The sequence below is a fragment of the Paraburkholderia sprentiae WSM5005 genome, from assembly GCF_001865575.2.
GTDB lineage: Bacteria > Pseudomonadota > Gammaproteobacteria > Burkholderiales > Burkholderiaceae > Paraburkholderia > Paraburkholderia sprentiae.
Map to the genome: position 1 here is coordinate 157,081 of NZ_CP017561.2, position 17,880 is coordinate 174,960.

Annotated in this window: 13 protein-coding genes and 3 pseudogenes; 11 read left to right on the forward strand and 5 right to left on the reverse strand. The window is 57.2% G+C overall.

Annotated features, from left to right (window positions below):
- Positions 1-189 precede the first annotated feature (189 nt).
- The 4 genes from BJG93_RS00770 (at position 190) to BJG93_RS00785 (ending at position 4,655) form a co-directional block, all read left to right on the forward strand.
- Complete coding sequence (locus BJG93_RS00770; RefSeq protein ID WP_167544149.1) at positions 190-1,503, forward strand: ImmA/IrrE family metallo-endopeptidase; 1,314 nt, start codon at positions 190-192, stop codon at positions 1,501-1,503.
- Positions 1,504-1,535: 32 nt separating this feature from the next.
- The gene (locus BJG93_RS00775; RefSeq protein ID WP_027199473.1) at positions 1,536-3,128 is read left to right on the forward strand and encodes an adenylosuccinate synthetase; all 1,593 of its coding nucleotides are present in this window, start codon (positions 1,536-1,538) and stop codon (positions 3,126-3,128) included.
- Entirely contained in the window at positions 3,125-3,802 is a 678-nt protein-coding gene (locus BJG93_RS00780) for a DUF7002 family protein (protein WP_231337417.1), read from the forward strand. Before BJG93_RS00775 ends, BJG93_RS00780 begins: the two co-directional genes overlap by 4 nt.
- Positions 3,803-4,172: 370 nt before the next feature.
- Positions 4,173-4,655: a hypothetical protein gene (locus BJG93_RS00785; RefSeq protein ID WP_051374459.1), complete on the forward strand. Its 483-nt coding sequence runs from the start codon at positions 4,173-4,175 to the stop codon at positions 4,653-4,655.
- 7 nt (positions 4,656-4,662) lie between these two features.
- Here BJG93_RS00785 and BJG93_RS00790 read toward each other — a convergent pair.
- Positions 4,663-4,866 (reverse strand): annotated as a pseudogene (locus BJG93_RS00790) (IS66 family transposase); the annotation flags it as partial.
- A 21-nt stretch (positions 4,867-4,887) separates the two neighbouring features.
- On the opposite strand from BJG93_RS00790, the pseudogene BJG93_RS00795 reads away from it, so the two are divergent.
- A pseudogene (locus BJG93_RS00795) lies at positions 4,888-5,067 on the forward strand (transposase domain-containing protein); the annotation flags it as partial.
- A 239-nt stretch (positions 5,068-5,306) separates the two neighbouring features.
- Here BJG93_RS00795 and BJG93_RS00800 read toward each other — a convergent pair.
- The 3 genes from BJG93_RS00800 to BJG93_RS00810 are packed head-to-tail and all read right to left on the reverse strand — an operon-like array spanning position 5,307 to position 11,100.
- Positions 5,307-6,788, reverse strand: coding sequence for a class I SAM-dependent DNA methyltransferase (locus BJG93_RS00800; protein ID WP_027199476.1), 1,482 nt, complete (start codon positions 6,786-6,788; stop codon positions 5,307-5,309).
- Positions 6,785-8,320, reverse strand: a complete 1,536-nt coding sequence (locus BJG93_RS00805) for a restriction endonuclease subunit S (protein ID WP_082194682.1) — start codon at positions 8,318-8,320, stop codon at positions 6,785-6,787. Before BJG93_RS00805 ends, BJG93_RS00800 begins: the two co-directional genes overlap by 4 nt.
- The gene (locus BJG93_RS00810) at positions 8,317-11,100 is read right to left on the reverse strand and encodes a type I restriction endonuclease subunit R (RefSeq protein ID WP_027199478.1); all 2,784 of its coding nucleotides are present in this window, start codon (positions 11,098-11,100) and stop codon (positions 8,317-8,319) included. Before BJG93_RS00810 ends, BJG93_RS00805 begins: the two co-directional genes overlap by 4 nt.
- Before the next feature lie 1,208 nt (positions 11,101-12,308).
- Between BJG93_RS00810 and BJG93_RS00815 the strand changes: the two genes are divergently transcribed.
- The 3 genes and pseudogenes from BJG93_RS00815 to BJG93_RS00825 all read left to right on the forward strand — a co-directional run bounded on the left by BJG93_RS00815 (position 12,309) and on the right by BJG93_RS00825 (position 13,285).
- The gene (locus tag BJG93_RS00815; protein WP_051374460.1) at positions 12,309-12,764 is read left to right on the forward strand and encodes an Arm DNA-binding domain-containing protein; all 456 of its coding nucleotides are present in this window, start codon (positions 12,309-12,311) and stop codon (positions 12,762-12,764) included.
- Positions 12,751-12,921: pseudogene (locus BJG93_RS00820) on the forward strand (Arm DNA-binding domain-containing protein); the annotation flags it as partial. The gene BJG93_RS00815 and the pseudogene BJG93_RS00820, both read left to right, overlap by 14 nt.
- A gap of 178 nt (positions 12,922-13,099) precedes the next feature.
- On the forward strand, positions 13,100-13,285 hold the full coding sequence (locus tag BJG93_RS00825) for a Dabb family protein (protein ID WP_407675287.1): 186 nt from the start codon (positions 13,100-13,102) through the stop codon (positions 13,283-13,285).
- Positions 13,286-13,418: 133 nt separating this feature from the next.
- Here BJG93_RS00825 and BJG93_RS00830 read toward each other — a convergent pair whose 3' ends face one another.
- Entirely contained in the window at positions 13,419-13,937 is a 519-nt protein-coding gene (locus BJG93_RS00830) for a MarR family winged helix-turn-helix transcriptional regulator (RefSeq protein WP_082194683.1), read from the reverse strand.
- Between the two features lie 207 nt (positions 13,938-14,144).
- Here BJG93_RS00830 and BJG93_RS00835 point away from each other — a divergent pair, with 207 nt between their 5' ends.
- The 3 genes from BJG93_RS00835 to BJG93_RS00845 are packed head-to-tail and all read left to right on the forward strand — an operon-like array spanning position 14,145 to position 17,781.
- Complete coding sequence (locus BJG93_RS00835; protein WP_082194684.1) at positions 14,145-15,839, forward strand: FAD-dependent oxidoreductase; 1,695 nt, start codon at positions 14,145-14,147, stop codon at positions 15,837-15,839.
- 20 nt (positions 15,840-15,859) lie between these two features.
- On the forward strand, positions 15,860-16,918 hold the full coding sequence (locus BJG93_RS00840; protein ID WP_027199481.1) for a maleylacetate reductase: 1,059 nt from the start codon (positions 15,860-15,862) through the stop codon (positions 16,916-16,918).
- Positions 16,915-17,781, forward strand: a complete 867-nt coding sequence (locus BJG93_RS00845) for a dioxygenase family protein (protein ID WP_231337418.1) — start codon at positions 16,915-16,917, stop codon at positions 17,779-17,781. The genes BJG93_RS00840 and BJG93_RS00845 overlap by 4 nt, the downstream gene beginning before the upstream one ends.
- The last annotated feature ends 99 nt before the right edge of the window (positions 17,782-17,880 follow it).

The window sequence follows — 17,880 nt, forward strand, 5'->3', positions numbered from 1 at the left end:
TTGTCAGCCGGTGCCAGACTCGTCCCCGTCGCGAATATCTGCGACCCACGGTCGCGGGCGATGACTTCTGTCGCAGCCGCCATGCCCATCCCGTCTAGCGGAGACATTCTCCCCCTCGATGCTGCCCGCTTGGGTACAATTTGGAGGTTTTTGCAGTCTCGCGCCTACCGACCTTCCGGTACCCACCTCATGACAAATCGATTTCGTTGGACAAACGCTTCGGTTACCACTTTTGCTGCCGGATGCGACCCCGTTGAGATGATGGAGCGGAAGGCTCGGGAACTCGTACTTCAGGCAATGGATGAAGGCTGGGCCGGCCCGCCGTTCGACCCATTGGCGCTCGCCAAATGGCGAAACATGCGCGCGGAGGCTCGCGGCGATATACCTGACGCTCGCACCGTACCTGCGCCCGATGGTGAGTTGGTGCTGCAGTACAACCCGACGCGCCCACGAGGCCGACTTCGGTTCTCGATTGCTCACGAAATTGCTCATTCACTGTTCCCAGATTGCGCCGACGAAATTCGTCATCGCGACGGTGGTCCTTTACCCAACAAGGACAACTGGCAGCTCGAGGTTTTGTGCAATATCGGGGCGGCCGAACTGCTGATGCCTGTCGGCAGCTTCTCGCAGCTGACGGGGCTCGAACTCTCGATGCAATCCGTGAACGAGCTTCGTAAGAAGTTTGATGTGTCCGTCGAAGCCTGTCTGATTCGGCTCACCAAGCTTGCCACCATTCCATGCGCCGCCTTCTGCGCATCGCGTCACGAAGACGGCCAGTACCGGATTGACTACGTAATTCCGGCACCTGGTTGGAAACCGCCTGTGACGGCGGGGCACGCTATTCCGGAAGGTAGCGCAGTGACCGAGGCGAATGCCATCGGCTTCACCGCAATCGGGCATGAGCGATGGGCACCACACGCTCCAGTGATGAGAGTAGAGTGCATGGGGCTCGCGCCCTATCCGGGTGGCCTGGCACCACGCGTGGTTGGGCTCCTCGTCGTTGATGACGAAGCAAAGCTCGAAACGCCCCAAGTTGTAGAGATTACGGGCGACGTGCTGGCTCCTCGCGGCGAAGGCCCTAAAATTATTGCGCATGTGATTCCTGACCTCAACGTGCCTTGGGGCGGGGCCGGTTTCGCATCAAGTCTGCGCCGTAAACACCCGGCCGTATGGGAGCAGTTCCAGGCAGATGCGCTACGCAAGAGTCAGGGGCTGCAGTTGGGCCAGGTTTATACAGGGCAAATTGCGGAGCAGGTTTCGGTTGCCCACATGGTCGCCCAACATGGTATTGGACAGTCAAAGACGCAGCGTCTTCGCTATGCGGCCCTCGCCGATTGTCTGGTGAAGGTTCGCGACCTCGCCAAGGAAAGCGGCGCATCCGTGCATATGCCGCGCGTTGGAACTGGTCACGGTGGAGCAAACTGGGATATCGTTAAGGAACTAATTCAGGAAGTCTTGGTTGACCGAGGGGTTGCAACGACTGTTTATATGCTGCCGCGCTAAAAAGACTTTAAAGAAAAGACTGAGAGGGGCAAATGAAGCCCAGATTCATTGTTTTGTCCGGGCGCCTTAATGCCGGCAAATCGACGCTGGCGAGACTACTGTTTGAAAAAGCCGGTGCTAACGTGATACGGTCGAAAGACCTTCTTCGCGAAGCCTCCGGGGCTGATTCGGACGATGCGCTGGACAGTGCGTCACAGCAACTTGAACGAAGAACAGGTGGTCGGTGGCTCGCCGAAGCTATCAACAAGCAGCTGATGTATCAGCCACCGAAGGAGTCCACCTCCGTCATCGACTGGGTACGTACCGTAGACCAGGTTAAGCTTTTGCGCGCCAGCGGTTGGGCCGTCGTTCATGTCCATCTGAAAGCCAGCGATGCTGCGGTGAGTGAGCGACAAGCGAGTAGCGAGTCGAATAGCGGAAAGTCGCTGCAGCCATTGTCAAAACAAGCGCAAGAGCTTGAGGCCATAGCTGACGTGGTCATGGATACGGACCGCTGCAACGCGAACGATGTCTTTGCGCGTGTCGCCGCGCGATTGGAAGTGCGCCCTGTAACGGCCGAACCCCTGGTAGACGTGCTGATTGGCGGACAGTACGGTAGCGAAGGAAAAGGCAACATTGTTCACTATCTGGCGCCGGAGTATGACGTTCTGGTGCGCGTCGGTGGTCCCAACGCGGGCCACAAGGTGTTCCGGCCTGGCGAGTCTCCTTACACGTTTCATCAGCTACCGTCCGGCGCGCTTGCGAACCGCGATGCCATGCTCGTCATCGGAGCGGGTGCCGTTATCAACCTAGAACACCTACTTCGGGAAATCGGCGAACTCGACATCAACTTCAACAAGCTCATCATCGACCCACAAGCGATGATTATCGACAAGACCGTCGACATCCCGTGGGAAACCGAGTATCTTAAATCGGCAATTGGCTCAACAGCACAGGGTGTCGGCGCCGCGACTGCCCGGAAAATACTCTATCGCCGAACCGACTCGAATGTCCTCCTTGCGAAGGACGTGCCCGAACTCAAACACTACATTAACGACTCTATAGAGTTCTTCGCCTCGTGCTTGTCTAGCCGTCGCAAGATAATGCTGGAAGGTACGCAGGGCACCTCCCTTAGCCTGCACCACGGATTCTATCCGCATGTGACTTCACGAGTCACCTCCGCGACGGGCTGCCTGGCCGAAGCCGGTCTGTCGGCCCGTCATGTGCGACGCGTCGTGATGGTCTGCCGTACATATCCGATTCGTGTCGGCGATACGGATACCGGAAACACGTCGGGCTTCATGAGCCAAGAGATTTCCGTTGAGGAAATCTCCCGACGTTCCCGTATTCCCCTTGAGGAGTTGAAGAAAACGGAGACCACGTCTACTACGCATCGGCCTCGTCGCATTGCAGAGTTCGATTGGGCTCAGCTTCGGCGTTCGCTGCTTCTGAACGGCCCGACCGACATCGCGCTCACGTTTGCCGACTATTTCGGAATCGAGAATCGGAAGGCTTTCCGGTACGAGCAGTTGAACGCAGAGACTCTTCGTTTCATTGAAGAGACGGAAAAGGTCAGTGGTATCCCTGTTTCGATGATTTCAACTGCCTTCAATGAGCGCAACGTCATCGACCGGCGGATGTGGTGAACAACCAGAACGGCAATAAGAAAATGGATTTGAATGCATTTATTGAGCGTTATCCGACGCTGTACCACATGGCCGAGCAGGGAACCTGGCCATCAATCCGGGAACGAGGGCTTCTCAGCACGAGTGCAGCGCTCGACCATTACGAGATGACTGGCGACGAACGTGCGCTGCACGAGGTGCTGCATAGGCCGGAGAAGGTAGCGATTGGTCCCGACGACAACCAAATCATTCTTCGCGACCAGAAACCCATGGAGCCCGCCCGTCTGGAAAGAGCGCTTCAGGGAGTTACGCCGACCCAGTGGTATCAGTTTCTGAACAGCAAGGTTTTCATGTGGGCCCAAGAGCATCGTCTGTTCGGCTTGCTCAATGCGCGCGCCTATAAGGGGCTCGAGCATGATGTCCTGACCATCAACACCGCCGCTCTAATGGAGAGGCACGCGGACCGAGTCTGGCTGTGTCCGATGAACTCCGGCAACACGTTTCCAATGCCGCACATCCGTAGTCTGGACACATTCCAGCGCATCGCCGACTATCCCACGAAGAGCAATGGGTCCCCCCAAAAGGAAGTTGTAGAAGTGGTAGTCGACTACAGCATCCCTGATATCGCCGACTTCGTTACGGAAGTACGACGGATAAAAGGAAGAGAACTGCTTAGGGCGATTCCCATCCGATGACACAATGTCTCTCGACTTGCCCACTGTTGTTCCTGTTGTGTGGAAAGACGTTGGTGGTCCTCCGCTAGTCGCTCGATGCGATTAGCAAAGTGACCGAAGACTGCCCAGCGCAACGGATGAGCGTCCGTTGCGGCTGCTTTCGCAGCCTGAAGCAGTTCGTCGCGCACTTCCGCGATTGAAGCGGTGTTCAATGGACTCATGCGAAGGTGACCTCCGGATGAAAGTGGCATCAGCGCCAAATCTCCGTATAGGCACCCTCAAATTTCGAGACAGGGGTGAACTTTCAATGACTACGGCACCGCGTTTTCTTGTGTTGTTGAGTGGCCCACTGGCCGTTGGAAAAACTACACTCCGCGACTGTCTCGTGACGATGCATGACGTCGATTACGTCCGCTCCTCTGCCTTTCTCATCGAAAAAGCACAGCGCGAAGGTTTGCCGACGGACCGACGAGGTCTTCAGGAACTCGGAGACCGGCTCGACGCCGAAACCGACTATCGCTGGATAGTTGATGACGTAGCGCTTCCAAGCATGGAGGCATCTGCGGACAAGAGCCGCTGGCTCGTCGATGCGGTGCGAAAACCAAAACAGGTCGAGCACTTCAAGAGCCTAGAACGCATTAAGGTGGTACATGTGCACCTCACCGCGCCCGAAGACGCACTTCGATTTCGATACGAGACCCGACGAGCGGCAAGCGCATCGGGACCTCTGGTGCCGTCCTATGAGTCAGCGATATCGCATCCCAACGAGGTCGCGGCCCGTGGCCTTATTAAAATTGCGGATATCGTTGTTGACGCCATTGATGGAAGCACGGCAGAGCTCGCACAGCAGATTATCTCGCTCGAAGGCGAGTAGCATTTCGCTAGGTAGTCCGCGCGGAGCCTGTGCAGTCTCCATCGATAGCACCTCGCATTCCGTCGGCCACGGCTTTCGCACAGCGTGCGAGGACGAAGCGCAGATACGTCTTAGAATCGATCGCATTGAGTTTCGCGGTGCCAACGAGGCTGTAGGTTGCGGCGGCACGTTCGCCGCCGGAGTCTGCTCCAGCGAACAAATAATTATTGCGGTTACGCTTACTCAGCATAATCGACGCAACTGGATGTTCGACGGCTCGTTGCGAGCTGGCCGCCGCGCTGCCGCCGTCATAAGCCTGGTTCAGTCAGCCAAAATGAACGGCCACGATTCCTATGTCTATCTTAAGGACGTCCTCGAGCGGCTGCCGGTACAGCCGGTCGCGCGTCTCGACGAACGCTTGCCTCAGCATTAAAAGCCAGCGGCGGCGTAACCTGGGAACGGGTTCGCCAGCCGCCTACTGACCAGCCGCCTTTGAATGGGAAGCAAACTAACGTCACAACAGCTCATCGTGTCTTCGGGACGGGCATGTGCACCCTACGCGACAAGGGCACAGAAGATGTCTAGGTAGAGTGGTCAGCCGTCGAGTCGCTTCAGCGTCTCCCGAAAACCGCTGTTGCCTGCGACTGTCCGCATGATGACGGGATCTGACGATTAGGCATCAAGTGCTGCAGTAATCGCTCGGAAGCTATCGAGTCCGGCCTCGAGATTGTCGATGATCTCGGTGGCCAGTTCGTCCGGCTCGGGAAGATTGTCAAGGTCGGCAAGGCTTTTGTCCTTGAGCCAGAAAATATCAAGGCTGGTTTTGTCGCGAGCCAAGATTTGCTCATGGGTGAACTTGCGCCAACGGCCCTCGGGGTTGATCTTCTCGCTCCACGTCTCCTTGCGTGCAAAGCGGTTCTCCGCGTTGTAGCAAGTGATGAAATCCTCTAAGTCCTCAAAGCGGAGCGGCTTCTTTTTGAGGGTGTGATGAATGTTGGTGCGGTAGTCGTAGAGCCAGACCTCCCTGGTCCAAGGTTCCTTGCTGGCTGCATGGTTGTCGAAGAACAGCACGTTCGCCTTAACGCCATTTGCGTAGAAGATGCCGGTCGGCAGGCGCAAAATGGTGTGCAGATCGGTGTTCTCCATCAGCTTCTTGCGCACGGTTTCGCCCGCGCCGCCTTCAAACAACACGTTGTCAGGCACGACCACGGCGGCGCGCCCGGTAGTCTTGAGCATGGTGCGGATGTGTTGGACGAAGTTGAGCTGCTTGTTTGACGTGGTGGCCCAGAAATCTTGGCGGTTGTATGTCAGGTCGTCCTTTTCCTGTTCGCCTTCTTCATTCGTGAAGCTCATAGAGCTCTTCTTGCCGAAGGGTGGATTGGCGAGCACGTAGTCGTAAGTCAGCGACGAACTGGCGACCAGCGCATCGTTAGGGGAAATCATGCTGTCGCCGTCGATCTCGCCGATGTTATGCAGGAACATGTTCATCAAGGCGAGTCGGCGAGTACTTGCAACGATCTCGTTGCCGTAGAAGGTCTCGTGCTTGAGGAAGGCCTTCTGCGCCTTATTCATCTGGTGCGTCGCTACCAGAAAGTCATACGCGGCAAGAAAGAAGCCGCCGGTGCCGCAGGCAGGATCAGCAATCGTCTTGTTGGATTCAGGGCGAACACATTCGACCATGGCGCGAATCAGGGCCCGGGGCGTGAAGTATTGACCTGCGCCAGACTTGGTGTCTTCCGCATTGCGTTCGAGCAGGCCTTCGTAGATGTCGCCCTTGACATCCGCGCCCATGGTGACCCATTGCGTTTCATTCACCATGTCGATCAGGCGATACAGCTTGGCCGGGTCCTGAATCTTGTTCTGGGCCTTGATGAAGATCGCGCCGAGCATGCCGGGCTTGCTTCCCAGTTCGCGCAACAGCGTCACATAATGGACTTCCAGCTCGGCGCCGCGCTTCGCCTTAAGGCTCTGCCAATTGTATTCGGCCGGGATGCCAACCTCGCGGTTATGCGGCGGCTGGCTGTACTCGTCCGCCATCTTAAGGAAGATCAGATACGTGAGTTGTTCCAGATAGTCACCGTAGCCTACGCCGTCGTCGCGTAGCGTGGTGCAGAAACTCCAGACCTTGGAAACGATGGATGCGGTTGCGTTCATTTGCGGACTTTCTTGCCTTGAGAGTGGGCGGACTTCCCCGCCTTGATGCGAGCGAGCAGCGCCGAAGCGGGCTCGTCGTTTGGGTCTTGCGGCACCAACCGACCGGAGAAGGCTTCTTTCAAGATGGACTGACGTAAGGTTTCGGCTTGTCGCAGGGAGGTAGTAATGATCTGGTCGAGATGTTTTGCTTCACTGAATATCCGTTCCAATTCATTAGCCAAATACGACAGCTCGCTAAGGCTACATAACGGAATTGCATACTCCATCAATCTTGATTGATTGATGAACGGAATGTTCACGCCTCGCAACTCTGCTTTAAGTGAGCCGATGAAGATTGGTGACTGTAGATACCAATAGATCAGATCTTTAAACTCGGGTTCGTGAGGAGCAAACTTACCAACTCGCTGATAAAGAATCGATGGAGAGTCAGCTATGCGCAATCTACAAATTTTCAGGTCATCGCCTATTAGCGGACGGTTTAAAGCCATGACGATGTCGTCCGGAAATAGCCTCAGATCTTTAAACGATTCCCAATATTCATTAGGCAGAAAAACCTCTTTATCCCAAGAAACTTCCCCGAAAGATACGTTAGCGATTTGAAACAGTCTTACCCCAGAGTCGGCATATTCAGATTTTTCAAAGGCATATCCTGCAATGATTGATGCGACGTCTCCTAGCCTCACCCACGACCACCCGGTCGGTAGATCCGGCAATTTGCCCAGATCTTCAGCCGTCAGAGGCGGTAGAGCCTTCGGGGTTCTTGGTTTGCCGCCTCGTCTGTCACTAGCTTCCCAATCAGTGAGTTGTTGTTGGTAACGTCGTGCGCGCTCTAGCTGAATGCGCTTCAGCAACGCGTCGGCGGTTTCGAGCTCGTCGGGGTTGTCGGCGCGCCATTGAGCGGTGAGCTTGCCATCGAAGGCGTACTTTAGCAGGGCCTGGCGGTAAACCTTGAGTTGGGCCTGCGCGGTCCGCAGGCTTTCGGTGCCCTTGTCAAGCTCGGAGAACAGCTCCTCGATCTTGGCGACGATGCGCCTCTGCTCAAGAGTGGGGGGGAGAGGAAATTCACAGTTAGAAAGGTATGGGGTGGTCACACGCCGCTGGCCGACTGCACCGGACATATTGGCTTCGGCTTCGTGACGGAATGCAGCTGACGATGCGAAATAGTAAACGTACTCAGCAATAACTCCATCGCAGGGTCGTAAGACATGGAACTCTGTTGAGCCAAATCCAAGCCCATTTCTTACTGGGGGGACGACGGCCATCTTCCCGTTCTCCATGCAGGGTGTAATCTTGGCAAAGAGAACATCTCGCGCTTGGAATGGGGTGTATCCCTTCTTAACTGCAGAAAATTTCCGTGTCTCTGATACGTCTATAGACCCGGTCCCCGCTTCGACTGAAGACATGGGTACAAAGGAGACATCTAAGTCGTCATTTAGGACCGCTTTATCTAGCGTCGGATTAACCGCGCAGACTTCCGAGAATGTTGTTTTGCACCAGTTATCTGGCAGAGTTTCGGAGCAAACAGCCATCATGCCGCCAATACTTCATTCAATTCATCCAACAGCGCATCCATTCTCGTCCCAAACAGTTGATACATTTTACCCAACCCGCCTTGCCCATCGAAGGGCGACATTTCCAGATCGTCGCGCTCAATGTGAAATGAGTTGGCAACATGGTCGCGGATCATACGCAGCCAGTTCATTTGTTCCTCGTTAAATTTCTCGCTCCCGCCGGAATGGTGCTTCATCACCCAGTTCTGAAAGTTGCGGCGGACGGTGTTGTCGAAAGTAGATAGTTTTTCATCCATGCCGCAGACGCGGCGGATGAGCGCCACGAGTGCCGTGAGTTCGCTGATCGGCTGCTCGCCCTTGTAGTCGTCCAACTGGCTGTAAGCCTGCCACACCCGCAGTGGCGCGAGCTTGGGTTTGTCGATCTTCAGCTTGTCCAGTACTTGCCGGATAAGGTCGAAGCTGAGTTCGCGCCTTCTGTATGGCTGGCTGAAGAAGATGGTGAGGGCGCTGATGTCGTCCTGATTGGACTTCAGGTATTCGGCGAACTCATCGGTGAGGGCTTGAGCATTGTTCGCGGCTTCCGTGTCCCATTCCGCACGCAGAACAGTGTCGATGTTGTCGTGGTCGATGGTTTGCTCTTTGTCCCGGCGGATGGACTCCAGGAGTTCGATCAGCTCCCCGTTGAGGACACTGGAGGCGGCATTTATCAATTGCTCTTGCGCTTGCGTGCGCTTGGTATCGCCGGGGTCGCAGCCTGTGGGAAGGCCGGCAAGCTCCAACGCTTTGGCTTCGATGTTGTCAGCGTCGATGGCGCCGAACAGCCGGCCGACGATTTGGCTGAGCTCGACGCCGCCGGTGGCATCACGGATTTGTCGTTGCTCGTCGGCATCGAGTTGCTTGTTGAGGCGGGCCAGACGACCAGCTAGGGAAGAAACCGTATCTTCGTCGGTAGTGCCCATCATGACGGCCATGGCCAAATCCTTGAGTGGGACCGAAGGCTTGGTGATGAGGGGCTGGCTGGCAGTCTTAAGCGACTTGGTAACGCCGATGGCGTCGACGACGACATAGTGAGTCTTCGCGCTCCTGGCGGACGGCGTGACCTTCCTCAGATCGTCCATGTCCAGTGTTCGAGTGCCACGCCCCTTCATCTGCTCGAAATAGTTGCGGCTTTTGACATCGCGCATGAAGAGCAGGCATTCAAGTGGTTTGACGTCGGTGCCGGTGGCGATCATGTCCACGGTGACCGCGATGCGCGGATAGTAGTCATTGCGGAACTGGGCTAGGACAGACTTTGGGTCCTCATCGATCTTGTAGGTAAGCTTTTTGCAAAAGGCATTGCCCTCGCCAAATTCTTCACGGACGGTCTGGATGATGTCGTCGGTGTGGCTGTCAGTCTTGGCGAAAATGAGGGTCTTTGGCACTTCTTCGCGGCCGGGGAATATGTCGGGCAACTTGTCGCGGAAAGTACGGATGACGGTGCGAATTTGGTCCGGGTTGACGATATTGCGATCGAGCTGGGTGGCAGAGTAAGCCTCATCTTCATCCTGCTGTTCCCAGCGCTTCTTACGGGTGAGCTTTTCACGCCGCTCGACCTGCTGCTGTGCTTTGATTTCTCCTCCGGCTTTGGTGATCTGCGTTTCGATGACGTAGATTTCATTGCCAACGTTGACGCCATCGGCCACGGCTTTTTCGTGGCTGTAGTCGCTGACGACGTTTTTCTTGAAGAAACCGTAGGTCCGGTTATCAGGCGTGGCAGTGAGGCCGATCAGGCTGGCATCGAAGTAGTCGATGACCTGTTGCCAGAGGTTGTAGATCGAGCGGTGGCATTCGTCAATATAAATGAAGTCGAAGAATTCCGGAGGGATATTGGCGTTATAGACAACGGGCATCGGCGCCTTGGGCTGAACGAGCTCGGCTGGATTGGTTTCTTCGGCTGCTGCGTCGAGCTCAGTTCCCTTGAGGATGGAGTAGAGGCGCTGGATGGTACTGATGCATACCTGGCAATCTTTGGCGATATACGAGGATTTGAGCCGCTGGACGTTGTAAAGCTCAGTGAATTTACGGTTATCGTCAAGCGGAACGTAAGACATCATTTCCTGCTCGGCCTGCTCGCCAAGATTCTTGGTGTCGACGAGAAAGAGGATGCGCTTCCCCTCGGCGTACTTGAGCAGCCGATATATAGAGGTGATTGCGGTGTAAGTTTTGCCGGCACCGGTGGCCATCTGGATCAGGGCGCGAGGTCGGCCTGCCTTGAAAGATTTCTCTAGGTTGGTGATGGCAATTTCCTGGCAGTCGCGCAGGTGCAGTTCCTTGGCGGGCAAATGGCTCGGATTCAGAGCAGGGATGGTCTGCAAGCGCTGGCGCAGGCTCGCGCCTTGGGACAGCCATTCCTTGATGGTTTCCGGGCGATGGAAGTTAAACACCTCGCGGGAGCGGGGTTTGGGGTCACGGCTATCGGTGAAACGGGTGATGATGCCGGTGCTCTCGTAGAGAAAGGGCAAGGGCTTTTTGTTGTTCACCCACTTTAGCTTGGCAGCAGCGTAACCTTCGGTCTGGTCTTCGACTTCGGTGATTTTGTGGCCAAGATCTTCCTTCTTTGCTTCGATAACTCCCACTGCCTTTTTGTCGACCAGTAAGACATAATCCGCCGGACCGACATCGGTTTGGTATTCCCTGACAGCGATGCCGACCCCCGCGCCGAAGTCAATCCTCTTGGCTGACTGAACGACCCAACCGGCCTGCTTGAGCAGCGTGTCGATATTGTCTCGAGCTTTTTGTTCTGGGTTCTGGTTTTCGGTCATACGCGAGGTCGCCCTTGGCCCTAGTTGGCGTCAGGCGAATGATAAAGGAAGTAGCGTGGATAGGCGGAACGCATTGACTACATCTCTTCGTGAGTTGGCGTCGTCCCGTAATGACCGTGACTTTGAGCTGCCCAGACTCGACTTCCGGCATGATCGCACGCACCGATCGGCAAACGAACTTCATTCTCTTCTAAGCCGTTGAATAATTGGCAAAACACGCCTAGGATGGCGGGAGCGCCCTCAGCCGCTAGGTTCCAATCAACGCGCAATTGTGGAACCTCGGCGGCACACGACATCCGTAGGGTTAACCGGGCGCTTTCGCGCCGACCCAGTTGCCAACTTTCAGCAAGTGAGCCGTGTGGCCGGGCCACCTCGTTATCTGGCTTTGGCCTGGTGACGACGAAGACCGGCGGTAGTCGGTCGCTCAGAGTCACTCGCCGATCCCAGCTCCGGCCGCAGGCGACATCAGAGCTGTTCTAAGTCGCCACCTCGGCACAATTACTCTCCGCTCACGTGTCTCCACGTCTCGACACATAACAGTGCTCGGAACGGCTTTGGAATGGGTGGCGACACCGCCAGGTCCGGACCTTTATCCGAGCACACATGAAGCAACGGCGCCCAGGCCTTCGGGCAATGGCGTACCGTATGCGCCGCCTCGCTCGGCGATCAAGCTCGATCGGACGATTGACGGGGCGCGTTACCTGCGGCGCGTCGCCGGGTCGCGCGTGTTGTCTGTATCGGGTTTCGGCGCTCGGTTCTCTTTGTCGCCAGGAGACTCGACTGCACGTCGACCCGCGGGTTATGACCGATCGCTTGTGGAGTCGAAGAACGGTTTGGGATATGCTTTCTCCAGCGGGCTGCGGCGCTATCGCAACAATAGGCGGTGCAAATGTCAATTCAGTCGAAAGGGTCGGGGGTTTGATTGCACGTTTGAGCGAGTTCGCGCCAAGCTCTCCCGTGGGGGCATATTCGAGGTCGTGGCGGGCCTTTGCGTCCCACCTGGCGGCCTTCGGCAAGATTGTTCGATCCTCCTCCTCCCACCAGGAATACGTCTGCAAGAATCCGAGAAAGTCCAGAAAACCCCGTGAGCTCAAGGCTCCCGGGGTTTTTTGTTGCCAATACAGTCCATGTTCATCCGTTGACATCCAGCGCTGGAAAGGGAAAAACTCTTGGGGCTACTCTCCACTCTGCAAAGCAGTATTCCCCAAATGGCCCTAACCGATATTGCGATGAGGCGCGCCAATGGCCCGAAAAGCCGACAGAGCTGTTTAACGGCGGGGGCCCTTTGCCTGCTGGTCACTTCGGACCAAGGGAAGTACTCGAGGCGCAAATACCGGTTAGGCGGCGAGGAGAAAAGCCCGTCTTCCGGCGCTTACCAGCAGGTGACACTGGCGGCCGTGCGGAATGTGAGAATTGAGGCTCGTGCGTCCTTCGCCGCTGGCGTCGCTGGCGAGGTTCGGAAGGAGCAGCGCGCCGCCCGTCAGAACGAAGCCGGCCGGGTGAAGGTCTCGATGCGCGTTTCCGTGGACAGCGAAGGTGAATTGTCCATTCGACCCGGTACGCGCCGGATGAACTTGAATCCGTCGGAGACGGTTCAACCTCGCGCCTTTCTCGATGCAGCGCGCAACGTGTCCCACAGGATTGGTAAGCATGGCACTGACTGACGTCGCCATTCGCGCCCCAAAGCCGACGGGGAAGCTCTATCGTCTATTCGATGAAAGGGGCATGTATCTGGAGGTTTCGGCTACTGGAGGTAAGTGGTGGCGCTTCAAATACCGATTCGCGGGTAAAGAGAAGCGTCTATCACTTCGCGTCTACCCTTAACACTAAATCATTTGACGGAAGCGATTGCGTTATATCGAATGCACCAAGCGATCAATCGTTTAGCAATCTCGGATGTCGATGGGTTGGTGCCCTCTCGACATTGCCGTTGCTGTTGCCGCTTAGCGGTAGATCTGGTCAAGCGCGCATTTGAAGGCTGAACGGCAAAATCCCGGGATTGCTCAAACTCGAAATCGGTACCGATATCAGCCATATTGACTATGCCTGCGACGTCGTACTGTATTCGGACTTCGACAGCGCGGAGTCTGTCGCGGCCTATGCTATGCATCCGAACATTTGCGCGTGCGGGACGAACTTGCTGGTGTCCGCATCAGTCGCCACCAGGTGGACTACATCTGAATGACGAGGGCTCTCCGTGGAAACGGCCGTCGAGGAGCCCTCAAATCCACGACTTGAAACAGCGTCCGTTTGGACGTACAGGCACTGCCGCCGCGACCGTCGCGGGCCGGTCGCGGTCGAACAGCCGGTAGCCGGGTTCAATCTGCGCCGTGCGCATACCTGGCAAGCCCGCGCTTTACGGCCTTGTAAAGCGTAGTGCTCAGCTCACTCTCCAGTTCTTTCTCAGTCTGCTCGAGCGCTGCATGGAAGTTTTCGAGCCAGTCCCGGCCTTTCTCGGTGAACAGGACGACTTTGGCTCGTCCATCAGTCGGGTCCGGCACTCGCGTCACAATGCCAAGCGCTTCGAGTTGCGTTACTAGTTCGCCCAGTGACTGCTTCGTCATCGAAGCGCGGCGAGCAAGCTCGACGGCCCGAGTGCCTTCAACATCCAGGTTGCGAGTCACATTAATGTGGCTGAGCGTGCACTCGCCGTGACCGGCGGCGGCCATCTTCTCCAGCACGCTTTTCTCAAATCTATGCACTGCTTCGTTGAGCAGTCTCCCGATGTTGGATGTGCGCCATGCGTTGCTTTTCCCAGCAATCGCAACTTCATCAAACGCTTCTGTCTGCGGCGTTATCTTCTTCCGGACGCCGGCGGTGTTGCGTGTCGCTGCCATGTTAGTTGCTTTCGAGACTCAGTAGCGGCTGAACGTCATTATCGAGGACGTCGGCCGTAAGGAAGTATATCGCCGCGTCGCGCCTGCCTGAAAACCTTGACTTGCCGATATGGTCAGGTAGTCTTACTATAAATAAAGACAGGCAGACTTACCATAAAGCACATCGTCAGGCTTTGCCGAAAATCAATTTTGACAGCAAACGCGAACATGGAACCGATTGAAGTTGACGTGATGATCTGCGGCGGAGGGCCGTGCGGCCTGATGCTGGCCAACGAGCTGGGCCGCCGTGGAGTTTCGGTGTTTCTGGCAGATGAGAAGGAGGGTACCGCGTTCAGTCCTCAGGCGAATGCGACCCAGGCTCGTACCATGGAGCATTTTCGCCGACTGGGCTTTGTCGATGAGCTTCGCGCCCAGGGGTTGCCAGCCGATTTTCCCACGGACATTGCTTACTTCACCCGCTACGCCGGGCACGAACTTGCGCGTTTCAAGCTGCCTTCCGCGCAGGAGGCTAGGCAAAAGGCCCGGGAACTGAAGGGATCGTGGAGCGCCGCCGAATTACCGCACCGGATTTCGCAAAAGTATGTGGAGGCTGAGCTCCGTCGGCAGGCCGAGAAGCTGCCGGATGTCACGATTCGGTATGGGCACCGGGTTACCGATTTTGAAGAGCGTGCCGATGGCGTGTGGACCACGATCGAGAGTCGCCGCAGTGGGGAATCCTTCGTTGTCCAGAGCCGGTATCTAGTCGGCGCGGATGGACCCAGAAGTTTCGTTCGTGATCGGCTGGGTTACCGGTATACCGGCGAGACCGGCGTTGCCCGCGATTTCATGGGCGGTCGCATGTTCGCAGTCTATCTGCGATGCCCGGACTTCTACAGGCACGTTCCGCATGCTGCCGCCTGGATGAACGTGACTTTCAACCGCGATCGTCGTGCATTTATGGCAGCGGTGGACGGCAAAGGCGAGTTTGCATTTCATACCCAGCTGCGGGCGCATGAGAAGGAAGACGCGATCACGGACGAAGATGCGCGTGACCTGTTCAGGGCGGCTGTCGGCATCGACCTCGATGCGGAAGTGCTCTCCAAGGGTGGCTGGACGGCAGGCCATTCGCTGGTCGCCGATCACTTTCAGCGAGGGCGCGTGTTGCTCGGTGGTGATGCGGTTCATCTCTTCACGCCGACTGGCGGCCTCGGATACAACACGGCGGTGGAAGACGCTGTGAATCTGGGCTGGAAGCTGGCCGCAGTGCTGAAGGGGCGCGCTGGCGCCAGTCTGCTCGATACCTACGAGCTTGAGCGTCGTCCGCTGGCAGTCAGAAATACGGGCTACGCGCGTGGATTCGCGGACTCCCTCGGATTATTCACCCCTGTCGACGAAATCGAAGAGGACGGTCCGCGCGGCGAGGCCGCCCGAATCGAAGCGGGAATGTATCTGGGACACCACGGCCGTTTCGAATTCAACATCCCCGGCATCACGTTCGGCGGCCGCTATGATGGCTCCCCGGCCATCGTCTCCGATGGATCGCATCCGCCGGAGGACGCGGCGAATGTCTATACGCCCACGGCTTGTCCGGGTGGTCGGCCGCCCCATGCATGGCTCGATGACGGTTCGTCGATCTTCGACAGGTTTGGATTCGACTGGACGCTTCTGGTGCTGGGGGCAACGACTCAGAATACCACCGCCTTCAGCGAAGTCATGAACCGGTTCAATGTGGAGCTGCGCGTCGTGCGAATTTCCGATCCCGAGATACTTGCACTGTACGAAGCGCCTCTTGTCCTGATTCGTCCGGACCAGATCGTCGCATGGCGCGGAAGCTCGAGCGTAGGGGCCATTGATATCGCGAGCCGACTGCTGGGGCATCAGGGCGGCGGACAGAAAGGCGGTCTTGCTGTTTTGCCGACGTAACGGCCTCAACCGAGGATGCAATGATCTCCGGCTTTTCCTATGACATCAACCCCGGCCGGATTCTGTTCGGTGCGGGAACGTTCGACGCCGTGGCTGGCGAGATCGAGCGGGTAGGCGCACAACGTGCGCTGATTCTGTCGACGCCGTTCCAGCGAGCGGACGTCGAGCAACTGGCCGGGCGCCTGGGTCCTCTGGCGGCAGGCATATTCAGCGAGGCCGCCATGCACACCCCGGTGGCGGTGACGCTCAAGGCGCTGGCGGCGTTCGAGGCGACCAGGGCGGATTGCGTGGTGTCGCTCGGCGGTGGCTCGACCATCGGTTTAGGCAAGGCCATCGCGTGGCGCAACGACGCGCCGCAGATTGTTATCGCCACGACGTATGCCGGCTCGGAAGTCACGCCCATTCTCGGGCAGACGGAAAACGGCATCAAGACGACGGTCCGTGATCCAAAGATCCTTCCCGAAGTGGTGATCTATGACCCGACCTTGACCACCGGGCTTCCGGTGCTGATGAGCGTGACGAGTGGTCTCAACGCAATGGCGCATGCAGTAGAGGCCGTCTATGCGCGCGACCGTAACCCAGTGTCCTCGTTGATGGCGCTCGAAGGCGTGCGTGCGTTGCGCGATGCGCTGCGTGTCATCGTCGAGCAACCGCACAATCTGCCGGCTCGAACCAGCGCGCTATACGGCTCCTGGCTCTGCGGCTCGGTGCTCGGGACGGTCGGCATGGCGCTGCATCACAAGCTGTGCCACACGCTGGGCGGAAGTTTTGATCTGCCCCATGCGGAAACCCATGCGATCGTGTTGCCGCACTCGGCCGCTTACAACGCCCAGGCGGCAGCTCGAGAGTTGCAACCGCTGGCCGACCTGTTTGGGAGCTCGATCGGCGGTGGCCTGTATGATTTCGCCAGATCGCTCGGTGCGCCACTGGCCCTGAAGGATCTGGGTCTCAAGGAATCCGAGCTCGACGAGGCGGCAGACCTGGCGGTGAAAAATCCGTACTGGAATCCGCGCCCGATCGAATGGGAAGCTGTGCGCGCGCTGCTCCAGCGCGCTTGGGCGGGTGCCCGGCCGGAATGACGAAAGGAACAGAGAAGATGTCCAGATTCTTTACCGAGGCCGATTCGGTCAACGTGGTCAATGCCAGGATGGGGTCGGATATCAATCCGCGCCTGAAGGAAATCATGACCTCGTTGGTCAGGCATCTGCACGCATTCGTCAAGGATGTGCATCTCACCCAGCAGGAATGGGAAGTGGCCATTGATTTCCTCACGCGGACCGGCCAGATCTGCAGCAATGAACGACAGGAATTCATTCTGTTGAGCGACACGCTGGGCGTTTCAATGCTAGTGGATGCCATCAACAACCGGCGTTCGATCGGCGCGACCGAAAACACGGTACTCGGTCCGTTCCACGTTGCAGGCGCCCCGCAGCGGGGCATGGGCGAGCACATTTCGTTCGACGGCAAGGGCGAGCGCTGTCTCTTCGAGGGACGCGTGACGGATCTGCATGGCAATCCGGTTGCCGATGCACGTATCGATGTCTGGTCGGACAACGCCGACGGCTACTACGATGTGCAGCAGCCTGGCATTCAGCCGAAATGGAACAACCGCGGGATCTTTACGACTGGCGTGGAGGGAAAGTACAGCTTCGTGGGCATCAAGCCCGTGTCCTATCCGATTCCACACGATGGTCCCGTCGGCGGGATGCTTGATGCGCTGGGCCGGCATCCCTATCGGCCAGCACATATGCACTTCATTGTGACGGCTGACGGTTTCCAGAAGGTGGTGACTCATACCTTCGTTGGCGACGATCATTACATGACCTCCGATGCCGTGTTCGGTGTGAAAGAGACGCTGGTGGCGCCGTTCGAGCGTGTCGACGACGGTGTGACAGTCTGGCGATCGTCGTTCGATTTCATCCTCACGCCGGCCGGCGAGTGAATTCAAATTTTGACTGACAGAAACCACGAGACGCAGTTCGTGAATACTCAGACCTCGAGAGCCGATCAACATCCTGCCGCTTCCAGCGAGCTCGTTACC